At 57.2% G+C, this 25,780-nt stretch carries 19 protein-coding genes and 3 pseudogenes; 20 read left to right on the plus strand and 2 right to left on the minus strand.

Features of this window, described 5'->3' with window-relative positions:
* The first annotated feature begins 76 nt into the window (after positions 1-76).
* The 13 genes and pseudogenes from EOA38_RS01110 to EOA38_RS01175 all read left to right on the plus strand — a co-directional run bounded on the left by EOA38_RS01110 (position 77) and on the right by EOA38_RS01175 (position 16,740).
* Positions 77-1,003 (plus strand): annotated as a pseudogene (locus EOA38_RS01110) (IS630 family transposase).
* Between the two features lie 1,651 nt (positions 1,004-2,654).
* Positions 2,655-3,689, plus strand: coding sequence for a thiamine pyrophosphate-dependent dehydrogenase E1 component subunit alpha (locus EOA38_RS01120; protein WP_206516851.1), 1,035 nt, complete (start codon positions 2,655-2,657; stop codon positions 3,687-3,689).
* Between the two features lie 23 nt (positions 3,690-3,712).
* On the plus strand, positions 3,713-4,669 hold the full coding sequence (locus EOA38_RS01125) for a transketolase C-terminal domain-containing protein (RefSeq protein ID WP_206516850.1): 957 nt from the start codon (positions 3,713-3,715) through the stop codon (positions 4,667-4,669).
* Positions 4,662-4,901 carry a biotin/lipoyl-containing protein gene (locus EOA38_RS01130; RefSeq protein WP_164762741.1) on the plus strand — a complete coding sequence of 80 codons (240 nt, stop codon included), beginning with the start codon at positions 4,662-4,664 and terminating at the stop codon, positions 4,899-4,901. Before EOA38_RS01125 ends, EOA38_RS01130 begins: the two co-directional genes overlap by 8 nt.
* A 135-nt stretch (positions 4,902-5,036) precedes the next feature.
* The gene (locus tag EOA38_RS01135) at positions 5,037-5,780 is read left to right on the plus strand and encodes an SDR family oxidoreductase (protein ID WP_126080629.1); all 744 of its coding nucleotides are present in this window, start codon (positions 5,037-5,039) and stop codon (positions 5,778-5,780) included.
* 128 nt (positions 5,781-5,908) lie between these two features.
* Positions 5,909-6,979 carry a 2-oxo acid dehydrogenase subunit E2 gene (locus EOA38_RS01140; RefSeq protein ID WP_126080630.1) on the plus strand — a complete coding sequence of 357 codons (1,071 nt, stop codon included), beginning with the start codon at positions 5,909-5,911 and terminating at the stop codon, positions 6,977-6,979.
* A 391-nt stretch (positions 6,980-7,370) separates the two neighbouring features.
* The gene (locus EOA38_RS01145) at positions 7,371-8,144 is read left to right on the plus strand and encodes an SDR family oxidoreductase (protein ID WP_126080631.1); all 774 of its coding nucleotides are present in this window, start codon (positions 7,371-7,373) and stop codon (positions 8,142-8,144) included.
* An 818-nt stretch (positions 8,145-8,962) separates the two neighbouring features.
* A complete protein-coding gene (locus EOA38_RS01150) occupies positions 8,963-10,990 on the plus strand; it encodes a CocE/NonD family hydrolase (protein ID WP_126080632.1) in 2,028 nt (675 codons plus the stop codon).
* 306 nt (positions 10,991-11,296) lie between these two features.
* Complete coding sequence (locus EOA38_RS01155; protein ID WP_126080633.1) at positions 11,297-12,880, plus strand: ABC transporter substrate-binding protein; 1,584 nt, start codon at positions 11,297-11,299, stop codon at positions 12,878-12,880.
* 15 nt (positions 12,881-12,895) lie between these two features.
* Positions 12,896-13,834: an ABC transporter permease gene (locus EOA38_RS01160; RefSeq protein WP_126080634.1), complete on the plus strand. Its 939-nt coding sequence runs from the start codon at positions 12,896-12,898 to the stop codon at positions 13,832-13,834.
* 1 nt (position 13,835) lies between these two features.
* Positions 13,836-14,729, plus strand: coding sequence for an ABC transporter permease (locus EOA38_RS01165; protein WP_126080635.1), 894 nt, complete (start codon positions 13,836-13,838; stop codon positions 14,727-14,729).
* Positions 14,726-15,739: an ABC transporter ATP-binding protein gene (locus EOA38_RS01170; RefSeq protein ID WP_126080636.1), complete on the plus strand. Its 1,014-nt coding sequence runs from the start codon at positions 14,726-14,728 to the stop codon at positions 15,737-15,739. Before EOA38_RS01165 ends, EOA38_RS01170 begins: the two co-directional genes overlap by 4 nt.
* Positions 15,736-16,740, plus strand: a complete 1,005-nt coding sequence (locus EOA38_RS01175; protein WP_126080637.1) for an ABC transporter ATP-binding protein — start codon at positions 15,736-15,738, stop codon at positions 16,738-16,740. The genes EOA38_RS01170 and EOA38_RS01175 overlap by 4 nt, the downstream gene beginning before the upstream one ends.
* Before the next feature lie 1,227 nt (positions 16,741-17,967).
* On the opposite strand, the pseudogene EOA38_RS01180 reads toward EOA38_RS01175, so the two are convergent.
* Positions 17,968-18,579: pseudogene (locus tag EOA38_RS01180) on the minus strand (hypothetical protein); the annotation flags it as partial.
* 283 nt (positions 18,580-18,862) lie between these two features.
* Here EOA38_RS01180 and dddP point away from each other — a divergent pair.
* The 5 genes from dddP to EOA38_RS01195 all read left to right on the plus strand — a co-directional run bounded on the left by dddP (position 18,863) and on the right by EOA38_RS01195 (position 22,521).
* Positions 18,863-20,194 (plus strand): dimethylsulfonioproprionate lyase DddP, encoded by a 1,332-nt coding sequence (dddP, locus tag EOA38_RS01185; RefSeq protein ID WP_126080638.1) that lies wholly within the window; start codon positions 18,863-18,865, stop codon positions 20,192-20,194.
* A gap of 1,114 nt (positions 20,195-21,308) precedes the next feature.
* Positions 21,309-21,512, plus strand: a complete 204-nt coding sequence (locus EOA38_RS40085) for a hypothetical protein (RefSeq protein ID WP_245466463.1) — start codon at positions 21,309-21,311, stop codon at positions 21,510-21,512.
* Positions 21,500-21,697, plus strand: coding sequence for a hypothetical protein (locus tag EOA38_RS40090; protein ID WP_245466462.1), 198 nt, complete (start codon positions 21,500-21,502; stop codon positions 21,695-21,697). The genes EOA38_RS40085 and EOA38_RS40090 overlap by 13 nt, the downstream gene beginning before the upstream one ends.
* 16 nt (positions 21,698-21,713) lie before the next feature.
* On the plus strand, positions 21,714-21,938 hold the full coding sequence (locus EOA38_RS40095; RefSeq protein ID WP_245466461.1) for a tyrosine-type recombinase/integrase: 225 nt from the start codon (positions 21,714-21,716) through the stop codon (positions 21,936-21,938).
* A gap of 364 nt (positions 21,939-22,302) precedes the next feature.
* Complete coding sequence (locus tag EOA38_RS01195) at positions 22,303-22,521, plus strand: transposase zinc-binding domain-containing protein (RefSeq protein WP_245466460.1); 219 nt, start codon at positions 22,303-22,305, stop codon at positions 22,519-22,521.
* A 154-nt stretch (positions 22,522-22,675) separates the two neighbouring features.
* Here the strand turns inward: EOA38_RS01195 and EOA38_RS40100 are convergent.
* Positions 22,676-23,303: pseudogene (locus tag EOA38_RS40100) on the minus strand (transposase); the annotation flags it as partial.
* A 430-nt stretch (positions 23,304-23,733) separates the two neighbouring features.
* On the opposite strand from EOA38_RS40100, the gene EOA38_RS01205 reads away from it, so the two are divergent.
* Together EOA38_RS01205 and EOA38_RS01210 are read left to right on the plus strand one after the other, a co-directional pair.
* Entirely contained in the window at positions 23,734-24,675 is a 942-nt protein-coding gene (locus EOA38_RS01205) for a thiamine pyrophosphate-dependent dehydrogenase E1 component subunit alpha (protein WP_245480723.1), read from the plus strand.
* Positions 24,676-24,694: 19 nt separating this feature from the next.
* Positions 24,695-25,702, plus strand: coding sequence for a pyruvate dehydrogenase complex E1 component subunit beta (locus tag EOA38_RS01210; protein WP_126080641.1), 1,008 nt, complete (start codon positions 24,695-24,697; stop codon positions 25,700-25,702).
* The last annotated feature ends 78 nt before the right edge of the window (positions 25,703-25,780 follow it).

Consider the following 25,780-nt stretch of genomic DNA (forward strand, 5'->3'; position numbering starts at 1 on the left):
GTTCGCGTTTTATCTGATTCGGGATTCCCAAGGATGAGCAAATCAGATTTGATGTTCTGACCGTTGGAGGTCGGGACTGACGAAGGCTTATTCGATGGATCTTCGGGAGCGAGCACTGGCCCGACTTGAAGAGGGCGAGACGAGCCGTGAGGTAGCTGCGGCTCTGAGGGTGGCGGTGTCGAGCGTGATCAAGTGGGCGGCGCGCAAGCGTCGCCTTGGCAGTGCGGCACCTGGCAAGATGGGCGGTCACCGGCCCTATCTGATCGATGGGAGCATCGTGCTTTCGTCCTGGGCTAGGTCGAGCGAGATGCCAACGTGACGCTTCATCAGTTGACGGCGGCACTGGCTGAACGTGGTCTCATCATCCACCCTGCGAGCGTCGGTCACTTCCTGCATCGCGAGGGCAAGAGTTTTAAAAAACCCATTCTGCCGGCCGAGCAGTTCAAGCCCAAGCTGATGCGCCGGCGAGCGCAATGGATGCGCTACCAGACCCGCATTGACCCTACGCGCTTGGTCTTCCTGGATGAACCATGGGTCAAGACAAACATGGCGCCATTGCGCGGCTGGGGTGTGCGCGGCAAGCGGCTGATGGCCCACGCACCATATGGCCATTGGAAGACCATGACCTTCATCGCCGCGCTACGCCATGATCGGGTTGGAGGCGCCTTGGGTCATTGACGGCCCTATCAATGCGCAGGCCCTCCGTGCCTATGTCGCAACCGAGCTCATCAAAGCCCTGAAGCCGGGGGACATCGTCATTCTCGACAATCTCGGTTCCCACAAAGGCCAAGCCGTCCGCGATATCGTCAGAGCTGCTGGGGCGCGGCTCTTCTTCCTGCCGCCCTACAGTCCAGATCTCAATCCAATCGAGAAGCTGTTTGCTAAGCTCAAGCACTGCATCCGACCGTGCCGCCAAACGATCACAACGCCATCGCCCACACCCCAGGTCAGCCCAAACGAATGCAACAACTACATGGAAAGCGCAGGCTATAAGTCAACCTAAATGCGAACTGCTCTAGGACTGCAGAACCTGTGGACGTCGTTCCGCTATTCCTCTCGTGCCGTTCGGACTAATGCTGCCCGGGCCGGCCGCGTACGGTCGTTAGGCTCCCCCTTTCCAGGCGCGTATGGGATGGACTTTCGCGATCCCTCGCTGCGGGCATCGTGTCAGCGCAAAAATTGAATGCTCCTACGAGCGGCTTTAAGCTTGTCATGAAGATGGTCTATGTCGGGCAGCAATCTTTCGCCTGTCAAAGCACTAGCGTCTGGAATAAAGAGCGGCTGATTGCAGTAGAGTTCTTCGAACAGGCCTGAGAATTGAACCATCTGACCAGGAAGTGGCATTCAAATCGCGATTGCGGCGTGGTTGCTTGCGCATTCCGTGCCCTCATTGGCAAATAGCCGTTTGGACGGACAATTGAAGGTGCGCCCATGCATCGGCACGATCGACCTCGGAGCGTTTCTATCACGACTCGCGGCTGTTTGAAGATGTCCTTGGGTAAATTATGAACAAGGGGAAAGGTTCTCGACATGACGTTGCCCGATCAGTTCAAGCGCACTGTAGTCATTGCGGTGGATTTACATGACTGCATCGAAGCGGATGGGGCATGGTCGATCTACAATCGAGAAGAGCTGCTGCGGAGTGCCAAGACAGCTCTCCGATGCATGCCGTGCAGCGGGGCTGCCTATTGTCTATACACAGAATTGGTATGATCCAAGAGGAGTAGACGCGCTACGTCACGAGGCTTTGAACGGCGGACGCCCATCACATAGCGTCGGGCAGGCTGCCGAGATTCATCGTGGACCTGAAACCGGAAGCTAGCCTTGTACGAAAGCAGCGTCCCAGCGCGTTCTACAACACGAATTTGGAGATTTTGCTGCGCCGATTGAATGCGGACCATCTTATAATGTTCGGAGCTTAAGCGAGGTTTGTTTGGAAACGACAGTGTGAGACGCGATTTCGCGCGACTACCGCATCAGGATTTTCAAGGATGCCTGCGGCACCGCGACTGAACTGATGCATATGACGCCATGCTTGACTTGGCCAACTGGCTTTACGCAGGCTCGGTGATCACCGCGGACAACCTAAAGAGGGCTCTGGAGGGTATGCCAACAAGGATTGGCGCTTCGATAGGCCCACTGCATTTGCTTACACACTGGAAAACGTTAAATCCTCTCTACAGCTCCCTTTGAGAGAGACGGCCTCTCAATTGGAAGCCTTTTAAGCAGGCCTATCGCGAAGCCAACCGCCGGCGCGTCAGCCGATCCGGGCAGTAAAAGTTGGGTGGACAGAACTGGGCGGTCAGTTCACGCCGCTGCTGCATAGGGAGGAACCCGGTTCGCGGCACTGCTACAGTTGCCTTTCAGGTTCTGTCATGTGCGGATCTTAACGCGTCACGTTGAGTTCGCTGGCCGCGTTCTCGTACTTCATGCGCGGCCACCGGTCCACGGCGAGAAGCGATTACCTCGGGTGAAGATTGTGAGGCTTGATATCAATCAGGTCTATACCCGACGCCATCCTTTCAGTCTACGAGACGCCCGGAATATGGTTTATTCGAAAAGAGTTATTCTGGGCTTGCGTGCCGCGACAATCTTGGTCGGCGATAGGTATCGAGTAGCCACATCGACAACGGGTTTGACCGGAGTAGATCAACTTGGAACACAAAATAGAGGCGTCGACGTCTAACATTATGCCTGCTCAATTCGCGAGAAGCTTGTATTACGACATGGCGCGTATCAGGCAGTTTGAGAACCGGGTCGTCACCCTAGTCGATGACAACGAGATCGCCGGCGTATGTCACGAGTACAGCGGGCAAGAGGCGGTTGCGGTTGGTATTTGCGGCGCACTCACGACTTCAGACATCGTCACAAGTACCCATCGAGGGCATGGCCACACACTGGCGAAGGGCGGCGACGTTGGCAGAATGTTTGCTGAGCTGCTCGCGCGAACGGGCGGATACAATAAGGGTCGCGGCGGATCCATGCACATTGCTGACGTCGGGATTGGAATATTTGGGGCGAATGGTATCGTCGGCGCTGGAGCCCCTATAGCCTGTGGTGCGGCTCACAAATTCAAAGCTGCTCGCGAAAACCGCGTTGCTGTTTCATTCTTCGGCGACGGAGCAATCAACCAAGGGGTCCTCCACGAGGCGATGAACCTCGCGGCGATTTGGGATCTTCCTGTCATTTTCGTCTGCGAGAACAATCAGTACGCGATCTCGACGCCTCTCAAAGAAGTCACGATCCTAGACCCTTACGTTCGCGCCCAATCCTACGGAATGCCTGGTGTGTGCGTCGATGGCATGGACGTCGAGGCCGTTTATCACGCTGCTCTCACTGCTACGGAACGCGCTCGGACCGGCAAAGGCCCAACGTTCATTGAGTGTCAAACCTATCGCTACTTTGGGCATTATACAGGCGAGCGTCACATGAAGATGAACTATCGATCTCAAGAGGAAGTCGATCGCTGGAAGTTGCGGGACCCTATCAAGATCTGGGCGGCGCGTATGATGGAAAGTGGCTTGTGCGCTCAAGAAGACATTGAAGCTATCGATGCCGAGGTCAACATTGAGATCGATCGGGGCGTCGAGTTCGCTAGGAGCAGCCCCCCGCCGAACCCGGCCGAGGCTCTCGATTGCATGTATGCCGTGCCGTATCCGAACACTCCGGCATGGGGAGTAGAGCCGTGAGACAGCTGAGATTTCTTCAGGCCATGAACGAAGCCTACCATCAGGCCATGGGGGCAGATGAGAGTGTCATGATTATCGGGGAGGACATTCGAGGTGGAATTCGCGGTGAGACGAAAGGCCTCCATGGCGCTTTCGGCGATCTCCGCGTACTCGACACACCCATTTCCGAGGCAGCGTTCACCGGCTTCGCTACGGGGGCGGCTTTGGCCGGTTTGCGCCCAATCGTTCAGTTTCAAGTTCCCTCACTGATTTACGTCGCATTCGACCAGCTAGTCAATCAAGCGGCGAAGATGCGATTGATGTTAGGAGGTCAAGCAAATCTTCCAATCACTTACACGCTTATGGTGTCTGGATCGCGGGGTGGAAACGCGGGCCAGCACTCAGACAATCCCTATCCGTACCTCCTACACGCTGGCTTCAAGGTTGTTTGCCCTTCGAATGCCTACGACGCCAAGGGCCTCATGATCCAGGCGATCCGCGAAGACGACCCCGTCGTTTTCATAGCATCAGCCATGTCGCTTCCGCAAAAGGGTCCGGTGCCGGAGGAAATCTATGCCGTCCCTTTCGGTTGCGGTGACGTTAAGCGTGAAGGATCCGATGTCACAGTCATTGCTATCGGGCATTTAGTGCCCGAGGCTCTAGCTGTCGCTGAGCGCCTCGCCCAGGAGAAAAACATCAGCGTCGAAGTGTGGGATCCTCGGTCTCTCTTGCCGCTTGACAGGGAAGGGCTGTTGAAGTCCGTCAAGAAAACTGGCCGCGTCGTAATCTACGACGACACGAACCGTACTTGTGGGTTCGCCGCCGAATTGAGCGCAATAATAGGGGAGCTGGCGTTTTCATCTCTCAAGGCCCCGATCAAGCGTGTCACGCGAGCTGACGTTCCTATGCCGTTCAATCTTGCGCTCGAAGCTGCTGTTCTGCCGAAGCCGCAGCAACTGGAAGACGCGATCTTAGCCGTAAGGAGCTATGCTCATGTTTGAAGTTCGTATCCCGAAGATGGGTGCATCGACGGTCGAGGTTGATCTTACGAAGTGGTATGTTTCGGTCGGCACCTCGGTCGTTCCGGGTCAGATTCTAGCCGAAGTGGAGTCGGAAAAAACTAACATTGAGATAGAGGCGGAGACCGCAGGCGTGGTTGCCGAAATCCTTGTTGATGAAGGGTCAGCGACGGAAGTCGGAATCGTCATCTGTCGCATCAACACCGGGCAGTAGAAAAGAATCACGGTTCGTTACTTATCTGACTAAACTTCAGAACCTCCGGCGATTTAAGTGCCACTCCTGGCTGCTTACGTCTGCATACCCATTGGTTAGTATTCGGAGTCAACTGCTCGTTGCTGTAGGACTACCATGACGCGGGACAAACGCTTCGAAGGCAAGACGGTTTTGATTACTGGTGGAGCTCGAGGTCAAGGTGCGGCGGAAGCCGTCCAAATCGCAACGGAGGGAGGGCGGGTTGTCATCGGCGACCTCCTAGACGAGCAGGGCGAACAACTTGCAGCGACTATTGGTGAAAAAGCGTCATACGTGCATCTCGACGTCACTAGCGAGCAAGACTGGCGAAGCCTGATCCGCTGTCTGGAGGGGGAGGGGACGGGACTTCATGGTCTGGTCAACAACGCGGCGATTTATGAACCCGTGCCAATGAGGGATTCGAGCGTCGCGCTCTTCGAAAAGCACTTCCGTGTGAATCAGTTGGGTTGCTTCCTCGGTATGCGGGAAGTCTCACCTCTGATCGAGGCATCCGGCGGTGGCGCAATAGTAAACATCTCGTCTGTCGCCGGGATGCGCGGAAGTCGAACTTGTATGGCCTACTCCGCGACGAAATGGGCCCTTCGAGGCATGACAAAATGCGCGGCCCTAGAGCTTGCGCCAGCAGGAATCCGCGTCAATTCTATCCACCCCGGGTGGGTGGAAACCGACATGCTGCTCGCCGAGGATCCGTCCGACAGAGAGCGCCAGTACGCGCTCATTCCGCTCAAGCGGGCCGGGACGGTCGACGAGGTGGCCGACCTCGTTCTCTTCCTGCTCTCGAACGAGAGCCGCTACATTACCGGGGCGGAGATCGCGATCGACGGAGGACTGTTGCTGTGAGCATTTGAGCCTTCTTAGCCCCAACATCCGTTCAGCTCGAAGATTTTTCCGCTTCGTACCCCAAGCAGAGCAGCCCGAACCCGCAAACCGCTAGCCCGCTAGATACCTCAAAAGCCACAGTAGAGCCGATGCCTATCAACGTCAGAATGCCGGCCTTCGTTTCCGATATGGGAGCAGCCACCATTGTAAAATGGATGTTCAACGAGGGGGACGACATAAAGGCCGGAGATGTTTTGGCTCAAGTATCAAGCGGTAGCGATACAGGAGAGATCAAGGCCGCTGCCGGCGGTACTCTGGAAAGGATTGTCGTTCCGGAAGGCGCTAACGGTCTAAAAGTCAGGGACCTGGTCGCCGTTCTTGCCATAAAGACTGAAGCTGGTTCGGTTGCCGCAGCCCCTGGACAACGGTCCGACGCGCCTGGAGGCCCTGCTCCTGCAGCGTCGTCTGGAAGCAAAGGTGCCAAGGACGACGCTGTTCTTAAGCTGTTTGAGGGCGGATCATATGAACGCATACCTAACGACGGGATGCGAAGGACGATTGCACGTCGTCTGCTGACCTCGAAGCAAACCATTCCGCATTTCTATGTCGCAGTGGATTGCGAGATCGATCAGCTTCTAGGACTGCGCTCCCGACTCAACGGTGCGGCGCCTAGGGCCGCGGACGGACTGCCGGTCTACAAGTTGTCCGTCAATGACATGGTGATAAGGGCCTTGGCGCTTGCGCTGCGTGACGTTCCGGACGCGAATGTCTCCTGGACCGAGGGCGCTATTCTTAAACACCAGCACGTCGACATAGGGGTAGCTGTCTCGATCGCAGGCGGTCTGATCACGCCGATCATACGCAAGGCTGAACAGAAAACACTTCAAGTCATTTCCGCCGAGATGAAGGACCTCGGCAAACGCGCGAGAGATCGCAAGCTAAAGCCTGAAGAATATGAAGGCGGCACGACATCGATCTCGAACATGGGCATGATGGGGGTCAAAGAGTTCGCTGCCGTGATCAATCCCCCCCACGCTACGATTCTGGCAGTCGGTGCGGGCAGACAGCATGTAGTCGTCAAGAGCGGTTCAATGGCCATCGCAACGGTGATGAGTGTTACCCTTTCCATCGACCATCGCTGTGTGGACGGCGTGCTCGGAGCAAAGTTGCTGCAGATATTTAAGAGCTATATTGAAAATCCTATGAGCATGGTCGCCTGAGCATGAGGTCCAAGTTTGGCAACTAGACGCTTGCGTTATGGCCGGCGAAGGTAGCGTATTCGCGATCTTGCGCATGAGCGGCTGGACATAAGCTGGGTTTACGGCCAGCGAATCCTTTTGCGCATTCTCAGGACAATTGCTGGCGCCTATCATTGCAAGCCAATTGGCCAGGCTGCCTATACGGGTTGTTTCTGCGGCAGAATGTTGATCCCTGTCGGACGGTGCTGGACAATGTCATTCCGTATCCGTGTCGCGGGGCCGTTTTAGTGATGATAGCCGGCAGAGTGGCACAGACCCGCAAAAGCAACAACGGGCGCCACCCGTATCGGGATCATGATCCCGGTCAATTTATTGGGGCGAGGCCAACATACAAACTTGGATCAAAGGCAGCATGGATTATCTGAAGAAATTCGACCTGTCCGGCAAGCGTGCAATTGTAACCGGAGGGGGGCGCGGTATCGGGCTTGAAATCGCTCACGCTCTCGGCCAAGCGGGCGCGTCAATTGTCATCGCGGACTTGGACGCGAATAGCGCTGCTGCCGCTGCGGCCAAACTCGCATCATGCGGTATCGCGGCAAGTCATCGCGGCATCGATGTGGCAAAGCCGGATGCGGTTACGGCGCTCGCCGACGAACTGAATGCCGAACAGCCGATCGACGTCCTTATTAACAATGCCGGTATAGCCCGGATAACCGAGGCCCTCGACACTTCCGACGCGGACTGGCTGGCAACGATGCGGGTCAATTCGGATGCTGCATTTTGGTGTGCGAGGGCCTTTGGCCGGCACATGATCGCCCGTCGCTGGGGCAACATCGTGAACATCGGATCCATGTGCGGCATGATAGTGACGCAGCCACAGAACAACACCGCCTATATTACCAGTAAGGGCGCCATTCACATGATGACGAAGTCGCTGGCCTGTGCCTGGGCAAAGCATAATGTGCGAGTAAATGCGGTAGCTCCAGGATATGTTACAACAGAGATGACAATTTCCCCGAGGAATGAAAGCTCATTTCAGTATGATCGATGGTTAGAGCAGACTCCGCTGGGAAGAATGGGCGAGTCCCATGAAGTTGCATCCGCGGTGCTGTTTCTTGCCAGCCCTGCATCAAGCTATTGCACGGGAGCCATCCTGTCCGTTGATGGCGGCTATACATGTATGTGAGCGACGGATAATTCATTGGAAGTGACTAACTGCCGCGTCAGTAAGATGTCACTTCAGAATCAATATAAGCGTATCGATTTGGGGGAGTGGAATGTTGGTGCAGGTGCGTCGGGTGCGGAGCCACCTAAGAGCTTAAAATCGTGGCGTGAAGGATAACTTGGACGTTCGGGTTTTAGAGAGAGATCTCGTTGGGGAAAACGGGCCATGGCCTGCTATTTGGCGCATTAACCGCCGCTGATCCGCCTGCATCCGCCGGCCGGTCGCGGTTGCGGGAAGAACATCCGCTGGCTGGCCGGAGTCAAATAAAGTCGTATAGCCGGACGATGCGTGACGATCCTGCGCAACCGCGGAATACGGATCTCCATTGCGAGATTTGTCGGGCTATCACTAAAGGCTGAGAGGTGCCCCAGATAGGCTGATGGGAAGTTGATGGCAAACTAGGCTCGGTGAGGCGACCGGTCTCACGCCACCATGACATCCCGCCGCTCGGGTGTTGGGCCGAGCCTTGACGCGCTCCATGCGAGAGCCAAGTTGACCTAAGTCTGCGCGAAACCTGTCACTCGGGACTAAGGCTAGCGAGCGCAACGTTTGATATGAATCGGCTTTATGCCAGTCGCGAGCTTTTCAGTCTGCGACTCTTCAGCCTCGTCGTCTATTCGAGGTGAGGACGAGGACGGCGCTCGCAACTTGGTCGCCGGTCCCCCTTCGACGAACACGGGTATCCCTGCCACCGCTTTTGTTCCAGCAGGTTACCCGCCGCCTTCTTGCTGAACCTCAAGGGCAGTTCGGCAAGCGCGAACGCATATGAGGATTGGACCATGGATGACATCCGCGTTGTTACCGACTTCCCCCGCAAAGTGCGCGAGATCGAGAATGTCTGGATCCCGATGCCGGACGGGGTAAAGCTCGCTGCCCGCCTCTGGTTGCCGGAGGACGCCGAGGCGGACCCGGTCCCCGCCATCCTCGAATACCTGCCCTATCGAAAGAGGGATGGGACTGTGGAGCGCGACCAACTCACCCATCCATACTTCGCCGGGCATGGCTATGCAGGTGTGCGCGTGGACATGCGCGGTTCGGGTGATAGCGAAGGGGTCTGCAGGGGCGAATATCTCAAACAAGAGCAGGACGACTGTCTTGCCGTGATCGAATGGTTGGCGAAGCAATTATGGTGCTCAGGCAGTGTCGGTATGATTGGCATCTCCTGGGGCGGGTTCAACAGCCTTCAGGTTGCTGCCCGCCGTCCGCCAGCCCTCAAGGCGATAATCTCGCTGTGTTCGACCGACGATCGATACCGGGATGAATGTCACTATTTCGGCGGCGCGCTTATGTGCGAAAATTTGATGTGGGGGGCAGCGGCTTGGGCGATTGCCATGACCCCGCCCGATCCAGCTCTTGTGGGAGAACGCTGGCGTGAGATTTGGGAAGAGCGGCTCAACGGCAACGGGATCTGGCTGCAAGACTGGTTCGCGCACCAGCGTCGGGACGATTTCTACAAGCATGGTTCTATCTGCGAGGACTATTCCAACATCGAGATTCCTGTCTACGCGGTGGGTGGCTGGGCGGACGCCTATCCCAACGCCATCTTGCGCATGCTCGAGAACCTGCCGGGACCTCGCAAAGGCCTGATCGGCCCTTGGGCTCATAAGTATCCTCACATCGCCATGCCCGGGCCTCGCATCGGCTTTCTCCAGGAATGCTTGCGCTGGTGGGACCAGCATCTTAAAGCCATCCACACCGGCGTTGAGGACGAGCCGATGTTGCGCGCGTGGATTCAGGATCCTTTGCCCCCCGCCGCCATCTACGACGAGCGGCCAGGCCGTTGGATCGCTGAGCCTTCCTGGCCGACGGCGAGCATTGTCGAAAGACGGCTGTCGCTCTCACCGGGACTTCTTGCCGAAGGAGATGGCAGTGATGCTGTTCTTACGATCTGTTCACCGTCCACTTCGGGGCTATCATCCGGTGTTTGGTGCGCGTATGGCGCAGTGCCGGACCAGCCCATCGACCAGCGCATGGAAGCCGGAAACGCCTTGGTATTCGAAACCGAGCCTCTTCTGGAGGAGGTAGACCTTCTCGGCTTCCCCGAGCTTGAGGTAACCCTCTCTTCCGACAAAGCAGTGGCAATCCTATCGGCCACGCTTTCGCTCGTGTTTAAGGACGGCTCGGCCACCCGTGTGAGCTATGGCATTCTGAATTTGACCCATCGCCACGACGACCTCGATTTGAAGCCAATGACGCCCGGTAAGGCTGAAGCAATACGCCTGAAGCTGCGGTCTTGCGGGCAACGCTTTGAAAAAGGGCAACGCATAAGGCTCGCCATCGCCACCAGCCATTGGCCTATTGTCTTTCCTAGTCCAGAGAGGGCAAGTCTATCAATACATTGTGCGGCCAGCAGGCTTATCTTGCCGGTGCGCAAAGCGAATGCCGTAGACTCCAAACTTGTACCGTTTCTGAAGCCAGAGAGTGCTCGGCCGATGGCAACAGAGACTATTAAGCCTGGTAAACCTTTCTGTCGCGAGGTAATCACCAACCAAGCCACGGGCGAGACAACTTTCCGGATGGCGAGCGACGCGGGGACCGTGGTGCATCCGCACACCGGAATGGTCATTTCGGCTAAGCACAGTGACACACTTACCATGCATCCCGACGATCCGAGCTCGGCGCGCGGAACCTCCAACTGGGAAAAGTCGTACGCCCGCGGTAACTGGAACGTGCATATTGCGCTCTCGGCCACTGTCCGCGCGCTGCGCGACGTATGGCGCATCGAGACACATATCGTGGCGAAGGAAGGCGACAAGCTTTTACTTGAACGAGACGACGTCAAGGAGTTCGCTCGGGACTTAAACTGACCGGTACTGGTCCCGCTCGGCCGGGGTTCAAATGTCGCTTTTTACAACGAGATAGTAGGTATTGACGCGTTCCAACCAGCAGTGAGGTTCACGCCATCTCCGCAACTTCTGAAGGAAAGAGTGCTGCGTCGGCAACTAGGCCGAGAGCTCATGACATAAACAGAATTTATGCCTGACGGTATCTTTTCCGCCTGCGGCTTGGCTGCCCCATAGTATATTCCAAAGAGAAACACACCCGAGCAAGGAACGCGGGCGCCGCGGCCACGGCAAGACGCCTCGGCAAGTCGCTCGGCAAGGGGAACAGCCATGGAGGACATGATGCAAAGTGTAAGCCGCCGCACCTTTCTTAGGGCAGGAGCCGCGCTAAGCGGTGGCATAATCTCTGCTGGCATGCCCTTGTCTCAAGTCATCTGGGCGGCCGAAGGCAAGGTGCTCGAGGTGCGTTCCAGTGGAGACCTGGTCACGCTGGATCCCGCTTTCCTCGGGCAGGCGGCGGAAGTAGACCTAACAAACTGTATCTATTCAAAGCTCACGCGATATAAGCCCGGCACCGAATGGGGCTGGGAGTTAGAGGCTGCAGACAAGATCGAGCAGGTTGATCCCACGCATATCCGATTTCGCCTCAAGAAAGGCATAAAATTTAGTGGCGATTACGGCGAGCTGACGGCCAAGGATGTTAAGTTCTCTTTCGAGCGCGTCATCAAGCTCAATTCACCCATCAAGCCCCAATGGGGCTCGTTAAATCACGTCGAGGTGGAGGACGACTACAGTGGTGTTATCGTGTTCAACGCGCCATTTGCGGCTGTTTGGCTTGTTCCGCTGCCTTATGCCGTCGGCCAAATCGTTTCTGAGGCTGCGGTAAGGAAAGCCACCAAGGACGGCGGTAATTTCGGTGTGAAGCCGCCAGCATTCTCAGGTCCCTACGTGCTGGCTGACTGGAAGCCCAACCAGTACGCACTTCTCACGAGAAATCCGGACTGGTCAGGCCCCAAGCCGGGCTTCGACGAAATCCGTATCCTGCCTATTCCGGACGCTAAGGCAGCGGAACGTGCTTATCAGGCGGGCGACGTCGATTTCACCGTAGTCGGTTTGGACTCTCTCGCGGCGTTCAAGAGCAATCCGCCCGCCAACACGGAGATCGCGGAAAGGGCATCGACCCGTTATACATGGATCGGCATGAACATGGATCATCCCAAACTGAAGGACATAAATGTCCGCAGGGCGATCCAATGGGCGATCAATGTACCACAGGTTTTAGATACCGCGTATGACGGTCAGTCAATTGCGGCCACGGGTATTATTCCTCCAGGTATCGTTGGGCATCGCGCAAAGACTCTGGTTCCGCCGGAAGGTGATCTCTCAAAAGCCAAAGAGCTTCTCGAGAAGGCTGGGGTAAATGGTTTGACATTGAGCCTCGACTGTACAAACGACAGCCAGACTTCAGCCATAGCTCAGACGGTGCAGGCACAATTGTCCCAAGTCGGAATTTCTCTGGTGGTTAATGCCCGAGATCCCGGGACATTCTGGTCACTCGGCGTGGAGTCTGAGGGAGACAGCTGGAAGGACGTGCAGCTCTTTATTATGACCTTCTCCGGACTGCCGGATCCGTACGACTACGTGACTTGGTTCGTGCAAGATCAAGTGGGTATATGGAACTGGCAACGCTTCCGCAGCCAACGCTTTGACGAGCTAAACGCTAAGGGACTGTCCATTAACGATCCCAACGAGCGGGCAAAGGTTTACGAGGACATGCAGGACTTGATGGAAGATTCTGGCGCATTTCGGTTCCTGACCAATGAGACCAATCCAATCCTATATCGGAAGACGCGAATGAAAGCGGCGATGCGCCCAGATGGAACCCCATTATATATCGATTTCCAGCCGGCTTAAGCTTGAGCGTGAACTGTGTGGATCTATCTACTGAAACGCGTTTTCCTCGCGGTCGCCATTACGGTGATCGCGGTGACCCTTGTGTTCATGATGATCCATGCGGTGCCTGGCGACCCAGCCGTTGCTCTGCTAGGTCCCCGCGCCACGCCTGAAATGATAGCGCACCTTCATCGGGAGATGGGGCTGGATAAGCCGCTTGCCGTGCAGATCGTCATTTTCTTCGAAGGGCTGCTGCAAGGCAATCTTGGTTTTGATGTGTTGAGCCAACGTCCGGTTGCGGACATAATATTCGAGCAACTTCCTTATACTATCGAACTAATCTTCGTCTCGATTTTGTGGGCGGTGGCGATTGCGGTGCCGCTCGGTTGTTATTCGGCCATGAGGCGTAATTCTGTCATCGACCAGATCGTCGCGATCATGGCAGTCGCCACGATCGCGATTCCTTCGTTCGTCATGGCTGTCTACGCACTCCTGATCTTCGCTGTCACGCTCCATTGGTTACCAGCAGTCGGAGCCGGACAGGGTTTTTTGGACGGCCTTGTTCATCTCATTCTGCCAGCCTTCGCCGTCGGGATCGGCTGGGTTGGATACATCTCCCGGCTGGTACGGGCATCCATGATGGAGATCCTGGGTGAAAACCATGTGCGAATGGCCCGTTCCTTCGGCATTTCCGAATGGCGCATTGTTTTGCATTACGCGCTGCCGCTTGCGATCCTGCCGACAGTGACGATCCTCGGCGTGGGCATAGCGTGGTTGCTTTCGTCAGCTGTCTTTATCGAGGTCGTTTTCGCAAGACCAGGTATCGGTGCCTTGATTGTACAGGCGGTCAACACGCGCAACTATGCAGTCGTAATAGGGGCCGTGCTAGTCACCACTGTTGTTACTGTCTTGGCGACGACGGCGTCCGATCTGATCGCTGCCTCTCTTGATCCTCGAACCCGCGAGAAACTTTAGCATGGCGAGCCTTGAAGCGCTCCGCGGCGAAACTGGCCCAGAGCTAGCACCCGGCAGCTTCCGTAAGACGGTGCGGCAACTGCGCAAGAACCGTCTTGGCGTCCTTGGAGCCGCGCTGGTCGCGATCGTTTTCGCAAGCGCGATCTTCGCCCCGATCATCATTACACATGATCCGACCCGCATCATGGTGGGGCCGCGCTTGGCGGACCCGTCACTACTTTTTCTTCTGGGCACCGATCAACTGGGCCGCGACACATTCTCGCGCGTCATGATGGGCGGCCGCGTCCCGCTGCTTGTCGCCTTCGCCTCGCTAGGCAGTTCGCTGGCAGCCGGCCTCGTGCTTGGTCTGATCGCAGGCTTCGGACCGAGGTGGCTGGACAATTTGCTCCTTCTTTTATTCGATACGATCCGCTCCTTTCCGGGCATCATCTTCGCGTTGGCGATTATCGGCTTACTTGGACCCAGCCTGGCCAGCATGATTTTTGTTATCGCAATCACCTCTATGCCCATTTATGCACGGGTCGTGAGGACCCAGACAGAGGCGCTACGCAACAGTGAATACATCGCCGCAGAACGCACTCTGGGCGCTGGCACGATGCGCATCCTGGCAGTGCACGTACTGCCTAATGTTATCGGCCCGCTTCTCATCCTCGTGAGCATGGACGTGCCCGCGGTAATCGCGGTGGAGGCCGGTCTCAGCTTCCTTGGTTTGGGCGTACGTCCACCCACGCCCGATTGGGGAGCAATCCTCAACGACGGCTATAATTACATCCAGCAGACGCCGTGGCTTGTGGTTGGCGGTGGTATTCCAATCGTCCTCGCAACGCTGGGCTTCACATTCCTGGGTGAGGCGCTACGCGACATGTTCGATCCAAAGCTGCGGAAAGATCTATGATACCACACGATCGGTCATCGCAATCGACCACACCCCTCCTGGAGATACGTCACCTCCATCTTGATTTCGGGACACCAGAGGGGCGCATTCATGCACTGCGAAACGTGTCGCTTAATGTCGCAGCCGCAGAGGTGGTCGGCGTTGTCGGCGAAAGCGGATCTGGAAAGTCGACGCTTGCGTATACGGTGATGGGTCTGCTTTCGGAAAATGCCGATGTCACAGGTGGCGAGATCCTGTTTGAAGGGCGAGACCTGCTGAAGATGCCGGCTCAGTCGCAGCGTAGCCTGCTTGGCGATCGACTTTCCATGGTTTTTCAAGATCCAATGACTGCGCTTAATCCTGTGCGCACCGTTGAGAACCAGATGATCGACATCCAGCACCACCAGCAAAAAAGCCGGAGTGAAAAGCGTGCTCGTGCCATCGACATGCTACACCGGGTCGGAATTCCGGATCCGCAAAACCGGATCGGGGCCTATCCGCACCACTTTTCCGGCGGCATGCGTCAGCGGATATGTATAGCCATGGCGCTGCTTGTAAAACCCGTGCTCCTCATCGCCGACGAGCCGACGACTGCGCTCGATGCGACACTTGAAGTCCAGATCATCCATCTGCTCAAAAATCTCCAAAGGGAGATCGGTTGCTCCGTCCTCTTCGTATCCCATCATCTTGGAGCTGTGGCTGAGTTGTGCGACCGGGTCGTCGTCATGTATGCCGGCGAAGTGGTCGAACAAGGCGATGTGCGCAGCATATTCCGCAATCCCGCTCATCCCTACACCCGCGCCCTGCTTGAGTGCGACCCGGGGCGGCTTAAACGAACCACACGCACATTGCCGACCATTTCCGGCGAGGTGCCCAGCCTCCTGGGCTTGAAGAAGGGGTGCATCTTCAGCGCGCGATGCCCGCAGGCATATGATCGCTGTCTCGAGGAACAGCCAGTCGATCGCCCGATCAGCCCAGGGCAGACGGCACGATGCCATCTGCTCGAAGAAAATCGACTAGTTTCGGCATGAGTGCCCTTGTCAGTGTTCGGGACCTCTGCGTCCGCTTCCGCACGATGGGGCCGCTTAAAGCGCTCGCGACCGGGACAAATGCGCCTTTCATCGACGCGGTATGCAGTGTTTCTTTTGAAATTCACAAGGGTGAGACGCTGGCCCTTGTCGGCGAGAGCGGCTCCGGAAAATCCACCGTCGCTCGCACGATGATTGGCCTGCAGCGGGCGGTGAGCGGCAGCATCAGCTTCGATGGGCAGGAACTCACGGACCTCAGTGCGGTAGAACGCAAGCCCTACTTGCGACGCATGGCGATGACGTTTCAGGATCCGATCGGTTCACTTTCGCCCAGGCTGACGGTGCGATCGATCTTGACCGAGCCTTTCCGCATCCATGGGCTGAAGGATCGCGATTTAGGAGCTGAAGCGACGCGCCTCCTGCGGATGGTGGGCTTGCCGGCCGATTTTGTTGGCCGCTATCCTCATCAACTCTCCGGTGGTCAAGCCAGGCGCGTCAGCGTGGCGCGCGCCCTAGCGCTCAATCCGGACTTGATCATCGCCGATGAGCCGACCGCGGGCTTGGATGTCTCGGTGCAAGGCGAGGTGCTAAATCTTCTCACTCGCCTGCAGGACGAACTAGGCATCGCGATCCTGATAATCACGCACAACCTCAATGTAGTGCGCCACATAACTGACCGCATGGCAATCATGTATCTCGGCCGCTTCATTGAAGTCGGCACGACGCAGAGTATTTTCCATCAGCCAAGCCATCCCTATACCGAAGCGCTGCTTGCGGCCAATCCCGAACCGGACCCAGACGCAGTGCTCAACAGGATTGAGCTCAAGGGCGAAGTGCCAAGCGTGATGTACCGGCCATCCGGCTGCGAGTTCCACACCCGGTGTCGTTACGCTCAAGATCGCATCTGTGGCCGCGTCGCTCCCCCATCCTCAGTGAGCCTGCAGGACCCGGAGCACAGCTTTAGATGCCATTTCCCGTTAAGCTCCAAATCGTTGACCTGCTGAACGTTCATCCCTCGCGGAAACTGGGGGCCGATTTGTTTAAAATCTTGGCTGGGCTTAGGCAATTTGTCAGGCGCGAAGCCTTTCATCAGCGCAACAGACCGCGGGTCTGGCGTAATGCATTGGCATTCCATGGCGAGCAATTGGGGTGTTCCGGCCGAACAGCCGAACCCGGCGATTGCGACGGCGTAACATAAAAACGGGGTGGCCTCGAGGGCTTCGCAACTGGGGAACTGCGGTTGGTGGGCACCCTCGGCAGGCGTCCATGGTTCAGCTGTGCCGCACAAGCAGTGCCCGGTTCGCGCGCCCTATGAGGGTACGGCTTATGGGGGTAAGGCGGAGGCGCCCACTGTTCCCGCCGGCGCGCTAATAACGAATGGGGCATCAACATCATGCTGCGCATCAAATTCAATGATTGAATCTGGCATCCAGGGACCGATAACCTCGGGCAACCGGTGTCCGTGTCCGCTATGTAGTAAGCGCCTATGAAGTGGCGGCGCTCCTCTACACGTATTTCGCGAGCGCCGAATCGTTCTGGCTTAGAATAGCGGTCCTGGAACGCTTCTTGTTGGGACGAAAGCCACAGATGTCGCTCAGCCCGAAACTGGCTTGCAATCGAGATATAGTGGGGTTCCATCTGGGCGCATTGCCGCCTGCACCTTCGTTGTGCGATACACGACGGGAGTGGCCCCGTGGGTCAGGAATCGGAAATTCCCCGGATTCTTCCATGAGGTCCAGCATCTCCTCGTAGAGCTTTCCACGCTCATTAGGTCAGCGATGGAGAGTCCCTTGACGTTCAGTTCGTCATAACGTTTCGCTCCGGAAGCGTTGCCAATTCCAAACGCCAACTTGAGCCTGCGTGGTACGCATCCGGTGAAGACCGCAGACGTGCGTATCTGGTGGCCAGAGAACCTGAGCACCGGAGTGCTGGGGTCAAGCTTTCGATGGGGAGACGCGATGATGTTCTTCGAGGAGGAGTTTGACCTCCTCGAAGCCTTCATCGGTGAAGATCCCGTCGTCATCATTGGCGCCGTAGACCCAGATGACGCCGTCCTAATCCGGGACACAAAGGGGGTGAACTCCCGTCTCGACGGCGCGGGCGTCGCCGCCGTTGCAAAGGCGGTCGTCGCCATCCGCTCGTACCATGCCGCAGCGAGTCAAAGCGGCCCGCATCTGACCCTGCCTCTGTCAACCAAGGACAGCCGTGCGGTGCTCGTGACGCTTAAGGTGGAAGCGGAAGGTGAGGCGCTGATGGCGGCCGAGCAGGCACGCGCCTTGGGGTGCTTGTGAGCGGCGTAGTTGTCAAGAACGACGTGGATGGCCCTGCTGGCCGCCACCTCGGCATCGACAGCGTTGAGTGAGGCGGATGAATTCCTGGTGACGATGGCGCTGCATGTTCCTGCCGATAACGGTGCCATCGAGCACGGTAAGGGCGGCAAACAGGGTGGTCGTGCCGTTGCACTTGTAGTCGTGGTCGTGGTGCCGAGCCTACCCTTCATGGGCAGGCCGGGCTGGGTGCGGTCGAGCGCCTGGATCTGGGCTCTTCTCGTCGACCGACAACAGGATAGCGTGAGCCGGTGGATCAACTAGTGGCATGGCCGACGACGTTGCGCAGTTTGTCGACGAACTGCGGATCGTTGCAGAGCTTGCACTGGCGCGCCACACGCAAGTCTTGAACTTACCAGATTGCCGCATGATCTCGAGGGTGCCCACGCCGTCGCTGCTCAACAGAATGATCTCTGCGCGCCAAACGTGCTTCTGCAGCGCACTGCGATGGGCGCGCTGATCAGAGAGAGGCTGACGATCAATCGAAGAAACGGTGAGGTATATTCCTGTGCGCATGTACCAGACTCGCATGCGCACTCACAAAAGGGAATCCTCAGCCGAACTCTTATGTCAGGCGTAAACCACTAGCACGACAGGGCTCCCGGCAAAGCTCTGGGATCGACAGATTGCCCATTGCGGCGCGCTGGAAGGCTACCTGGTTCCAGTTGTGGTCGCAGGCACCCCAGAGCACGAATGCAGATGAATTGACTTTATATCGAGCAATATTTTTTCCGCCTTTAGCATCCAAGAAATCCGGTCTTAGATCCACGTAAGAGTGAGCCACTAGGGCGGCCTTAACATGTCCTCGTTTTCGATTGTGAACCACAAAATTGATCCCACGCGAGTGGCAAAAGCACTTAAGCCGGATGGGAGCATGGATGACAACGATCGGGTTGAAATTGGGCCGACGGACGTCGCCTTTGCGGAGTGGGCAGCCTTGGGCCTGACCACGCCCAACCTAGATCGTATGCGCAAGACCCGTCTTGATCGGATTGTTCTGCAACTCCGCCAAAGAGACTATGCGGGCGTGCTCTGCTTCGACCCGCTGAACATACGATACGCTTCAGATTCCTCGAACATGCACATATGGATCATGCACAATCCGTCACGAGCTGTGTTCGTATCGGCCGACGGCTATGTCGTTCTCTGGGATTTCCATCGTTGCAGCCACCTGTCAACCTATCTGCCGCTCATCAACGAAACCCGGGATGGCGGGGCCGGCTTTTACTATTTCGTTGCCGGCGACCAAGAAGAAGCAGTCGCCAAGGACTTTGCCGGACAAATTGACGAACTGTTGCGCCGCTCTGGTGGCAAAAACCGTCGTCTTGCCGTCGACAAGATCGAAATCCCCGGCCTTCGTGCGCTAGATGCAGTTGGCATCGAGGTTTGCAACGGCATGCAGCTCATGGAGCACGCCAGGGCCATTAAGGGAATCGACGAGATCAACGCCATGCGCTGCTCTCTCGCGACCTGCGAGATTGCCGTTGCCAAAATGCGAGAACGTTTGCAGCCCGGCATAGCCGAAACGGAACTTTGGTCGGTTCTTCATGCCGAAAACATCGCACGTGGTGGCGAGTGGATCGAAACGCGCATTTTAACTTCCGGCCCGCGCACGAACCCCTGGATGCAGGAGGCCGGCCCCCGTCGCATTGTCTCAGGAGACCTCGTCGCCTTCGACACCGATATGGTGGGCCCGTACGGCATGTGTGCCGACTTCTCCCGCACTTGGCACTGCGGTGACGGCCGACCCACCGAAGCACAGCGAAGGCTGCACGACATAGCCTACGAGCACGTAGCTGCAAACATGGCTATGCTAAAGCCGGGCGTCTCTTTCACCGAACTCACTCAGCGCAGCCACAAGCTTCCCGCGGATTTCGTCAAGCAGCGATATGGCGTCATGATGCATGGCATTGGTCTTTGCGACGAATATCCCGCGATTCTCTATCCTGAAGACTTCATCCCGGGAGCATTCGACTATGTTCTCGAGCCCGGAATGACCCTGTGCGTCGAGGCTTATATCGGTGCCGTCGGTGGGCGGGAAGGCGTAAAACTGGAAGAGCAGGTGCTCGTGACCGAGAGCGGAGTTGAAAATCTCACGAGATGCCCGTTTGATGAGGCTTTGGTGGCCTAGGGATTTCGGCCGAGTCTCTTCAAATTGTCCAATTCTTGAGAGATCCGCGGAAAAGCTGTTTGTTGCGCATCTGGCTCAGCACTTTTGCGGAAGTTGGCTTTTCGTTGGTCCAACTCGCCCGCCTACATTCGTAGAAAGGGGGGTGGAGGCATCCAAGTCCATGGTCGACGCCCTGACCCGCGAGTGCTGTCGATACTCTGACCAGCAGTCGGGCAGTGGCAGCTGTGGCGTCAGATTTGCAGCAAGTCCGCTGTTAGCCTCCGAACACACGGTCTCTGTTGGGGGTGGCGCATGTGGCCATTCCGCCAAGGATATTGGTCGAATTGCAGGCAATAGCCGGTCAGTGTCAGGTCACACTGGGTTGGCGCTTCGTGACGACGATTTTCGTGTAGCAGACATTTCGCTGAGTGGTTTGCATGCTCTCGATCTTGGCTGGGGACACAACAATGTGGAGCTTCGGTGTATGGAGCGCGGATCGGTCGTCATCGTTCGGCGTGTTCGGTGCTCCATGGGGCGGTCAATTCATCTGCTTACGTCACAGCCGGGACCTGCTTGACAAGAAACCTGAGGCAGCGCGATACTATGAGAAGTCCCTCCTGTCGTGACGGAACGCTATCTCGGAGGATAAATATGCACTATTCCCTAGATATACATGCCGAGGCTGGGCGTTTGTTGGAAGAGAAATGCTGTGCGATTTCCGCCCTACTGATCACGACTCCCCTGGTCGGCTTGCTTTTCGCATTTGCGTCACAGGGGACAAATCTTTTTGACTCTACTAACCCGGAGAGGGCCTTCCTCCAGAGTTCTTCGATCGTGCTGCCGCCGCGCTGAGCAAGTCCAATAAGTCTGCCACGGATGTAGCTAAGCTGAGCGTCCGACGGAAACGCCCCAGTGTTGATTTTTCGAGCTTTCTCTGACTTGCCTGTCGGAGTCCACCAGAGGCGATCCGTCGCGACGCAGCCTAGTGCTACTTTGGCAGATTTTTGGCGATGTGGGCATTTTGAGGATTGAACGAAGCCGCTAACGCGGCATTTGGCGGATCGGTTTGCAGGAACGCTTCTGTTTTGAAGGATCGCGGCTGTTGAAGCGCAATCTGAGAACAGGAGCTACAGAAATGGCCAAGTTGACCCCAGTTCCCCGGCGCATGATCGAGGATATGACGATCCGTAATCTGCCGCCGGCCACGCAGCGATCCCCACGTGCATGCCGCGGCGAAGTTTTCGCGCTACTTGGCCGTTCGCCGGACCGGCTCGGTCTGGAGGACGTGCGCGCCTTCCAAGTTCATTTGATGTCGACCGGAATCTCGTGGCTGCGCTGAACCAGACGGTGTGCGCGCTGCGGTTCCTCTACGGCGTGACGCTGGGCCATGCCGAGAGTCCGGAGCGGATCGTCTATGCTCGCTCGCTACGCACGCTGCCGGTGGTATTGAGCGCCGACGAAGTCGTGGCCTTCCTAGAGGCGGTGCCGAGCCTGAAGTGCCGTACGGCCCTGACGACGGCCTAAGAGCAGGTCTCAGTGCTTGGAGACTGTCGGGCTGAAGGTCGGCGACATCGACAGCGGTCGCGGGGTGATCCGTGTTGAGCACGGCAAGGGCGACAAGGACCGCACCGTGATGCTGTCGGCGCAGCTTCTGCGCATCTGCGAGTCTACTGGCGGCTTGGCGAAGCCGCGGGACTGGCTGTTTCCCGCGCGCGGGTGTTATTTGGGCTTGTCGTTCGGCGCGTGCGGCCGCCTAAGCGGGTGACGGTCCACACGCTCAGGCACAGCTTCGCCACGCATCTTCAGAACGCACCGACATCCGCACCATCCAGGTTCTACTCGGCCACAACAATCTGTCCGGCGGCGCGCTACGCTAAGGTCTCGAACAGCCTCATCCGACGCACGACAAGCCCGGCTGAACATCGAGGTGCCGCCAGGGTGAGTGGTACCGCCATGTCGGCGAGACTGAAGGTGGCGGATATCTTCCGCCGCCATGGCGAAGTATATAGACAGGTTCATGACGGCTATCTAGGCTCGCATCGAGCGGCGTGTGATGAGCGCGATCGAGCTCTGCCGGACCGCCGAACTGGGCGGCCAGTCTACGGCTGCCGCTCCTGCGGTCGATCCGCGTGGCCTACAATTCCTGTCGCAGCCGGCACAGTCCCAAATGCCAGGGTCAGGCCTGCCGGGACTGGCTTGCCGCACGCCAGAATGAACTGCTGCCGGTGCTCTATCACGCAGTGTTCATGCTGCCGGCTGAGGTTGCTGCGATCCCTTTCACAAGGCGGCACCTTATACGCGGCCGAAACGCCTGCGCGCGAAGCCAATCTCAGGCATTTGGGAGCTGAGATCGGCCTCATCGCGGCGCTGCATAGCTCTCATCTACCATCCCGCCTGATTGTATCGTACCGGGTGGTGGTGTCTCGCCCGACGGCACACGCTGGATCTCGTGCAGGCCGGGCTCTTTTTACTCGTGCGCGTGCTGTCGCGCCTGTTTCGCTGGCGCATGACACGGAAGACGCGCTTGTGATTGACGGCCGGTTCGCCGTCTTTCGCGTTCCCTGTTCGTCAGGGCTGTGATGCGACGATCGCCATAGGTCGGGCGTTCGTCGATCAGGCGGCGACCAGCTCCAAGAGCCCATCGTCATCGGGGTTGCGATAAGGCCCGCGCGGCTTCACCAGGCGATGCAACTCATGGAGATGGGAACGCGCCGCCCCGAGGGTCTCGGCAACGGCCTTCATCGGGAACCGTCCCTCGGCTGCGACAAGAGCCGCAAGTTCGGTTTTTTGACTCCGACCTGGCCAGCGCGTCTTTGAGGATCTCCACTTCCATGGTCTTGCGGCCGAGAAGCCGCTCGAGGTCGCGAAGGCGCTCTTCAAGCCGCCGCACTTCCGAACTCCCGACCACAGATTCGTCCGATCCCACCGCAGCCGTTCCGCCTTCCTTCAATAAACGGCGCCAACGATACAAGAGATTTGGCGCCACGCCTCATCGTGCGGCGACAGAGGACACGGTCTCACCCGGAAGGAAACTCTCCTCGATAATCTGCAGCTTCTGTTCGGTCGTCGTCCAGTGTCGGCGCCGTACCTCCCCGGTGATCAGTTCAATCCGTCGACAGTCGTCAGCCATAAGCCTGTGCTTGAGGATATCCCCAAGCCTCCCGCGTTAGGCCGACTGTCCGGCCGAAATGGGGGCCAGTTCAGGATCCGACATTGTTGGCGAACTTCGAACAAAGGAGGTCTGTGCAGTTCTTTCACGACGCCTTTCTTCGATGAAGAACAGTGTAATGCGAGCCTTCAGGTCAAATGGCATGACGCATGCACAGGGTTGTGCGAGCCGGAAGGAACAAGGCCATGCTGACAGAGAACCAGATGAAAGTGCCTGCCGAGATCGTGCCTCGCCAGGAGAATGCCGAAGAGACCCGCCACGTACCTTCGGAGCTCGAGCACGAGGATTTAGCCGATGCGCGCTGTTGGAATGCAGGCGATCGCCCCTTGCTGACGGGCAGGGTTGGGTCATGCAGTTGAAGGGCGATCGTAGGCTAGAGGCTTTTCGACGGATGCTTCGCATCCGCCGATTCGAAGAAGAAGGTAGGCGCCTGTTCAACGGTGGTCAGATCCCTGGTTGGTTTCACACGACCGTGGGTCAGGAAGGCGCTATCGTCGGAGCAAGCCTCGCCCTCCGGGACGATGACGCCATGACCGGAACACACCGTTCGCATGGCCATCCGATTGCGAAGGGCGCGCATTTGCAGGCGCTTATGGCAGAACTGATGGGTAAGGAGGGCGGCGTTTGTAAGGGGCGTGGCGGTTCGATGCATTTTGCGGACAGTTCAGTGGGGATTATCAGTGAATCGGGAATCGTCGGAGGGGGCATTCCTCTTGCCACAGGATGCGCATTTAGCGCCAAGGTGCGCGGCGTCGATCAGGTTACCCTTTGCTTTTTCGGCGACGGAGCAGTGAACCAGGGCACTTTTCACGAGAGCCTCAACATGGCCTCGTTGTGGAGGCTTCCCGTCATTTATCTTTGCGAGAACAATGGCTATGCAATGACCACCTCCGTAGCAACAAGCCACGGACAGCCGGACATTGCCCTACGAGCGGCAGGTTACGGAATTCCAGGAGAAATAGTAGACGGACAGGACGTCAGTGCCGTCTATCAATCTGCGGCATATGCGGTCACGCGAGCACGCGCGGGGCAGGGACCCACTCTCATAGTGGCCAACACTTATCGGTTCGATGAACACAATATAGGCTTGGCCGTTTCTGGGGAGCCTTATCGACAGGTCGCAGAAGTCGAGGCACACAAACGCGACCGGGACCCAATTTTGCTATATCGCACTGTGCTGCTCGAAGAGGGTGTAAATGAAGAGACTCTAGCAACCATCGAGCATGAAGTGGCCCAAGCCGTCACACAGGCCGTACAGTTTGCTTTGGCTAGCCCCATGCCCCGGCCCGAAACGTTGCCCGACTATATGTTCGTGTCGACCATTGCCCGCTAAGGGTGGGCTGGAGGGATTAATGGATGTGAAAGACGATACCCACAGAGACGCAGCCACGCCCGGTCCCCATATTCAGATGACCTATTTTGAGGCAATCGTGCAGGCCCAGCTAGAGGAAATGCATCGGGATGAGCGCGTTGTATTGTTGGGAGAGGACGTCTCAGTTCATGGCGGCGGCAAGCTTATCGAATGCTTCGGCAAGAACCGGGTTTGGAACATGCCAATTTCAGAAGGCAGTTTTACGGGACTTGGCATCGGGGCTGCCATCAATGGTTTGCGACCGATTGTAGACATTTCAACTGCCAGTTTCATCTATCTCGCTTGTGACCAGATTGTAAACCAGGCCTCAAAATTGCGGTATATGACTGGGGGCCAGATAGACATCCCAATCGTCTTTCGCTGCTGTATGTTCTCGACGGGCTCCGAAGCGGCACAGCATGCCGACCGGCCTTACCCGCTTTTTATGAACGTGCCGGGCCTTAAGATTATCAGCCCGACCAGCGCTGCCGATATCAAAGGCCTCATGAAATCCGCCATTCGCGACGGCGATCCTGTGCTCGTCTTCGAGGACACCCGCCTCTGGCCTCTCAAAGGCGACGTCCCCACGGATCCGGACCATTTAATCCCAATTGGCAAAGCGGACGTGAAGCGCGAGGGGGAGCACGTTACCGTCGTTGCCATCGCCGGTGCTATCAGGCCGACCATGGAAGCTGCCAACTACCTCATCGAGGAAGGCATTTCGGTCGAAGTGATCGATCCACGTACATTGAAGCCGCTCGATTATGAGGCAATCAAGATGTCAATCGAGAAGACCGGACGGCTGATTATTGTCGAGAACGGACACCGTATCTGCAACGTCGGAAGTGAAATCGCAGCGGTGATGGCGGAAGAGTCCTTCGATCTTTTGAAGCGACCTATCTTGCGGCTGAGTGCTCCAGATATTCATGTCCCATTCAGTCCGGCTCTTGAGAAGGACTTTTTTCCAACACGGGACAGCATTGTTGGCGCCATACGACAGTTACTCTGAGTTCCCAAAAAACGCATGAATGGAAGTAACACAGCAACTGCCGTTATCGTCGCAGTAGGAGGTGATAAGACGCGCTTA

This window comes from Mesorhizobium sp. M1E.F.Ca.ET.041.01.1.1, from assembly GCF_003997355.1.
Lineage (GTDB): Bacteria > Pseudomonadota > Alphaproteobacteria > Rhizobiales > Rhizobiaceae > Mesorhizobium.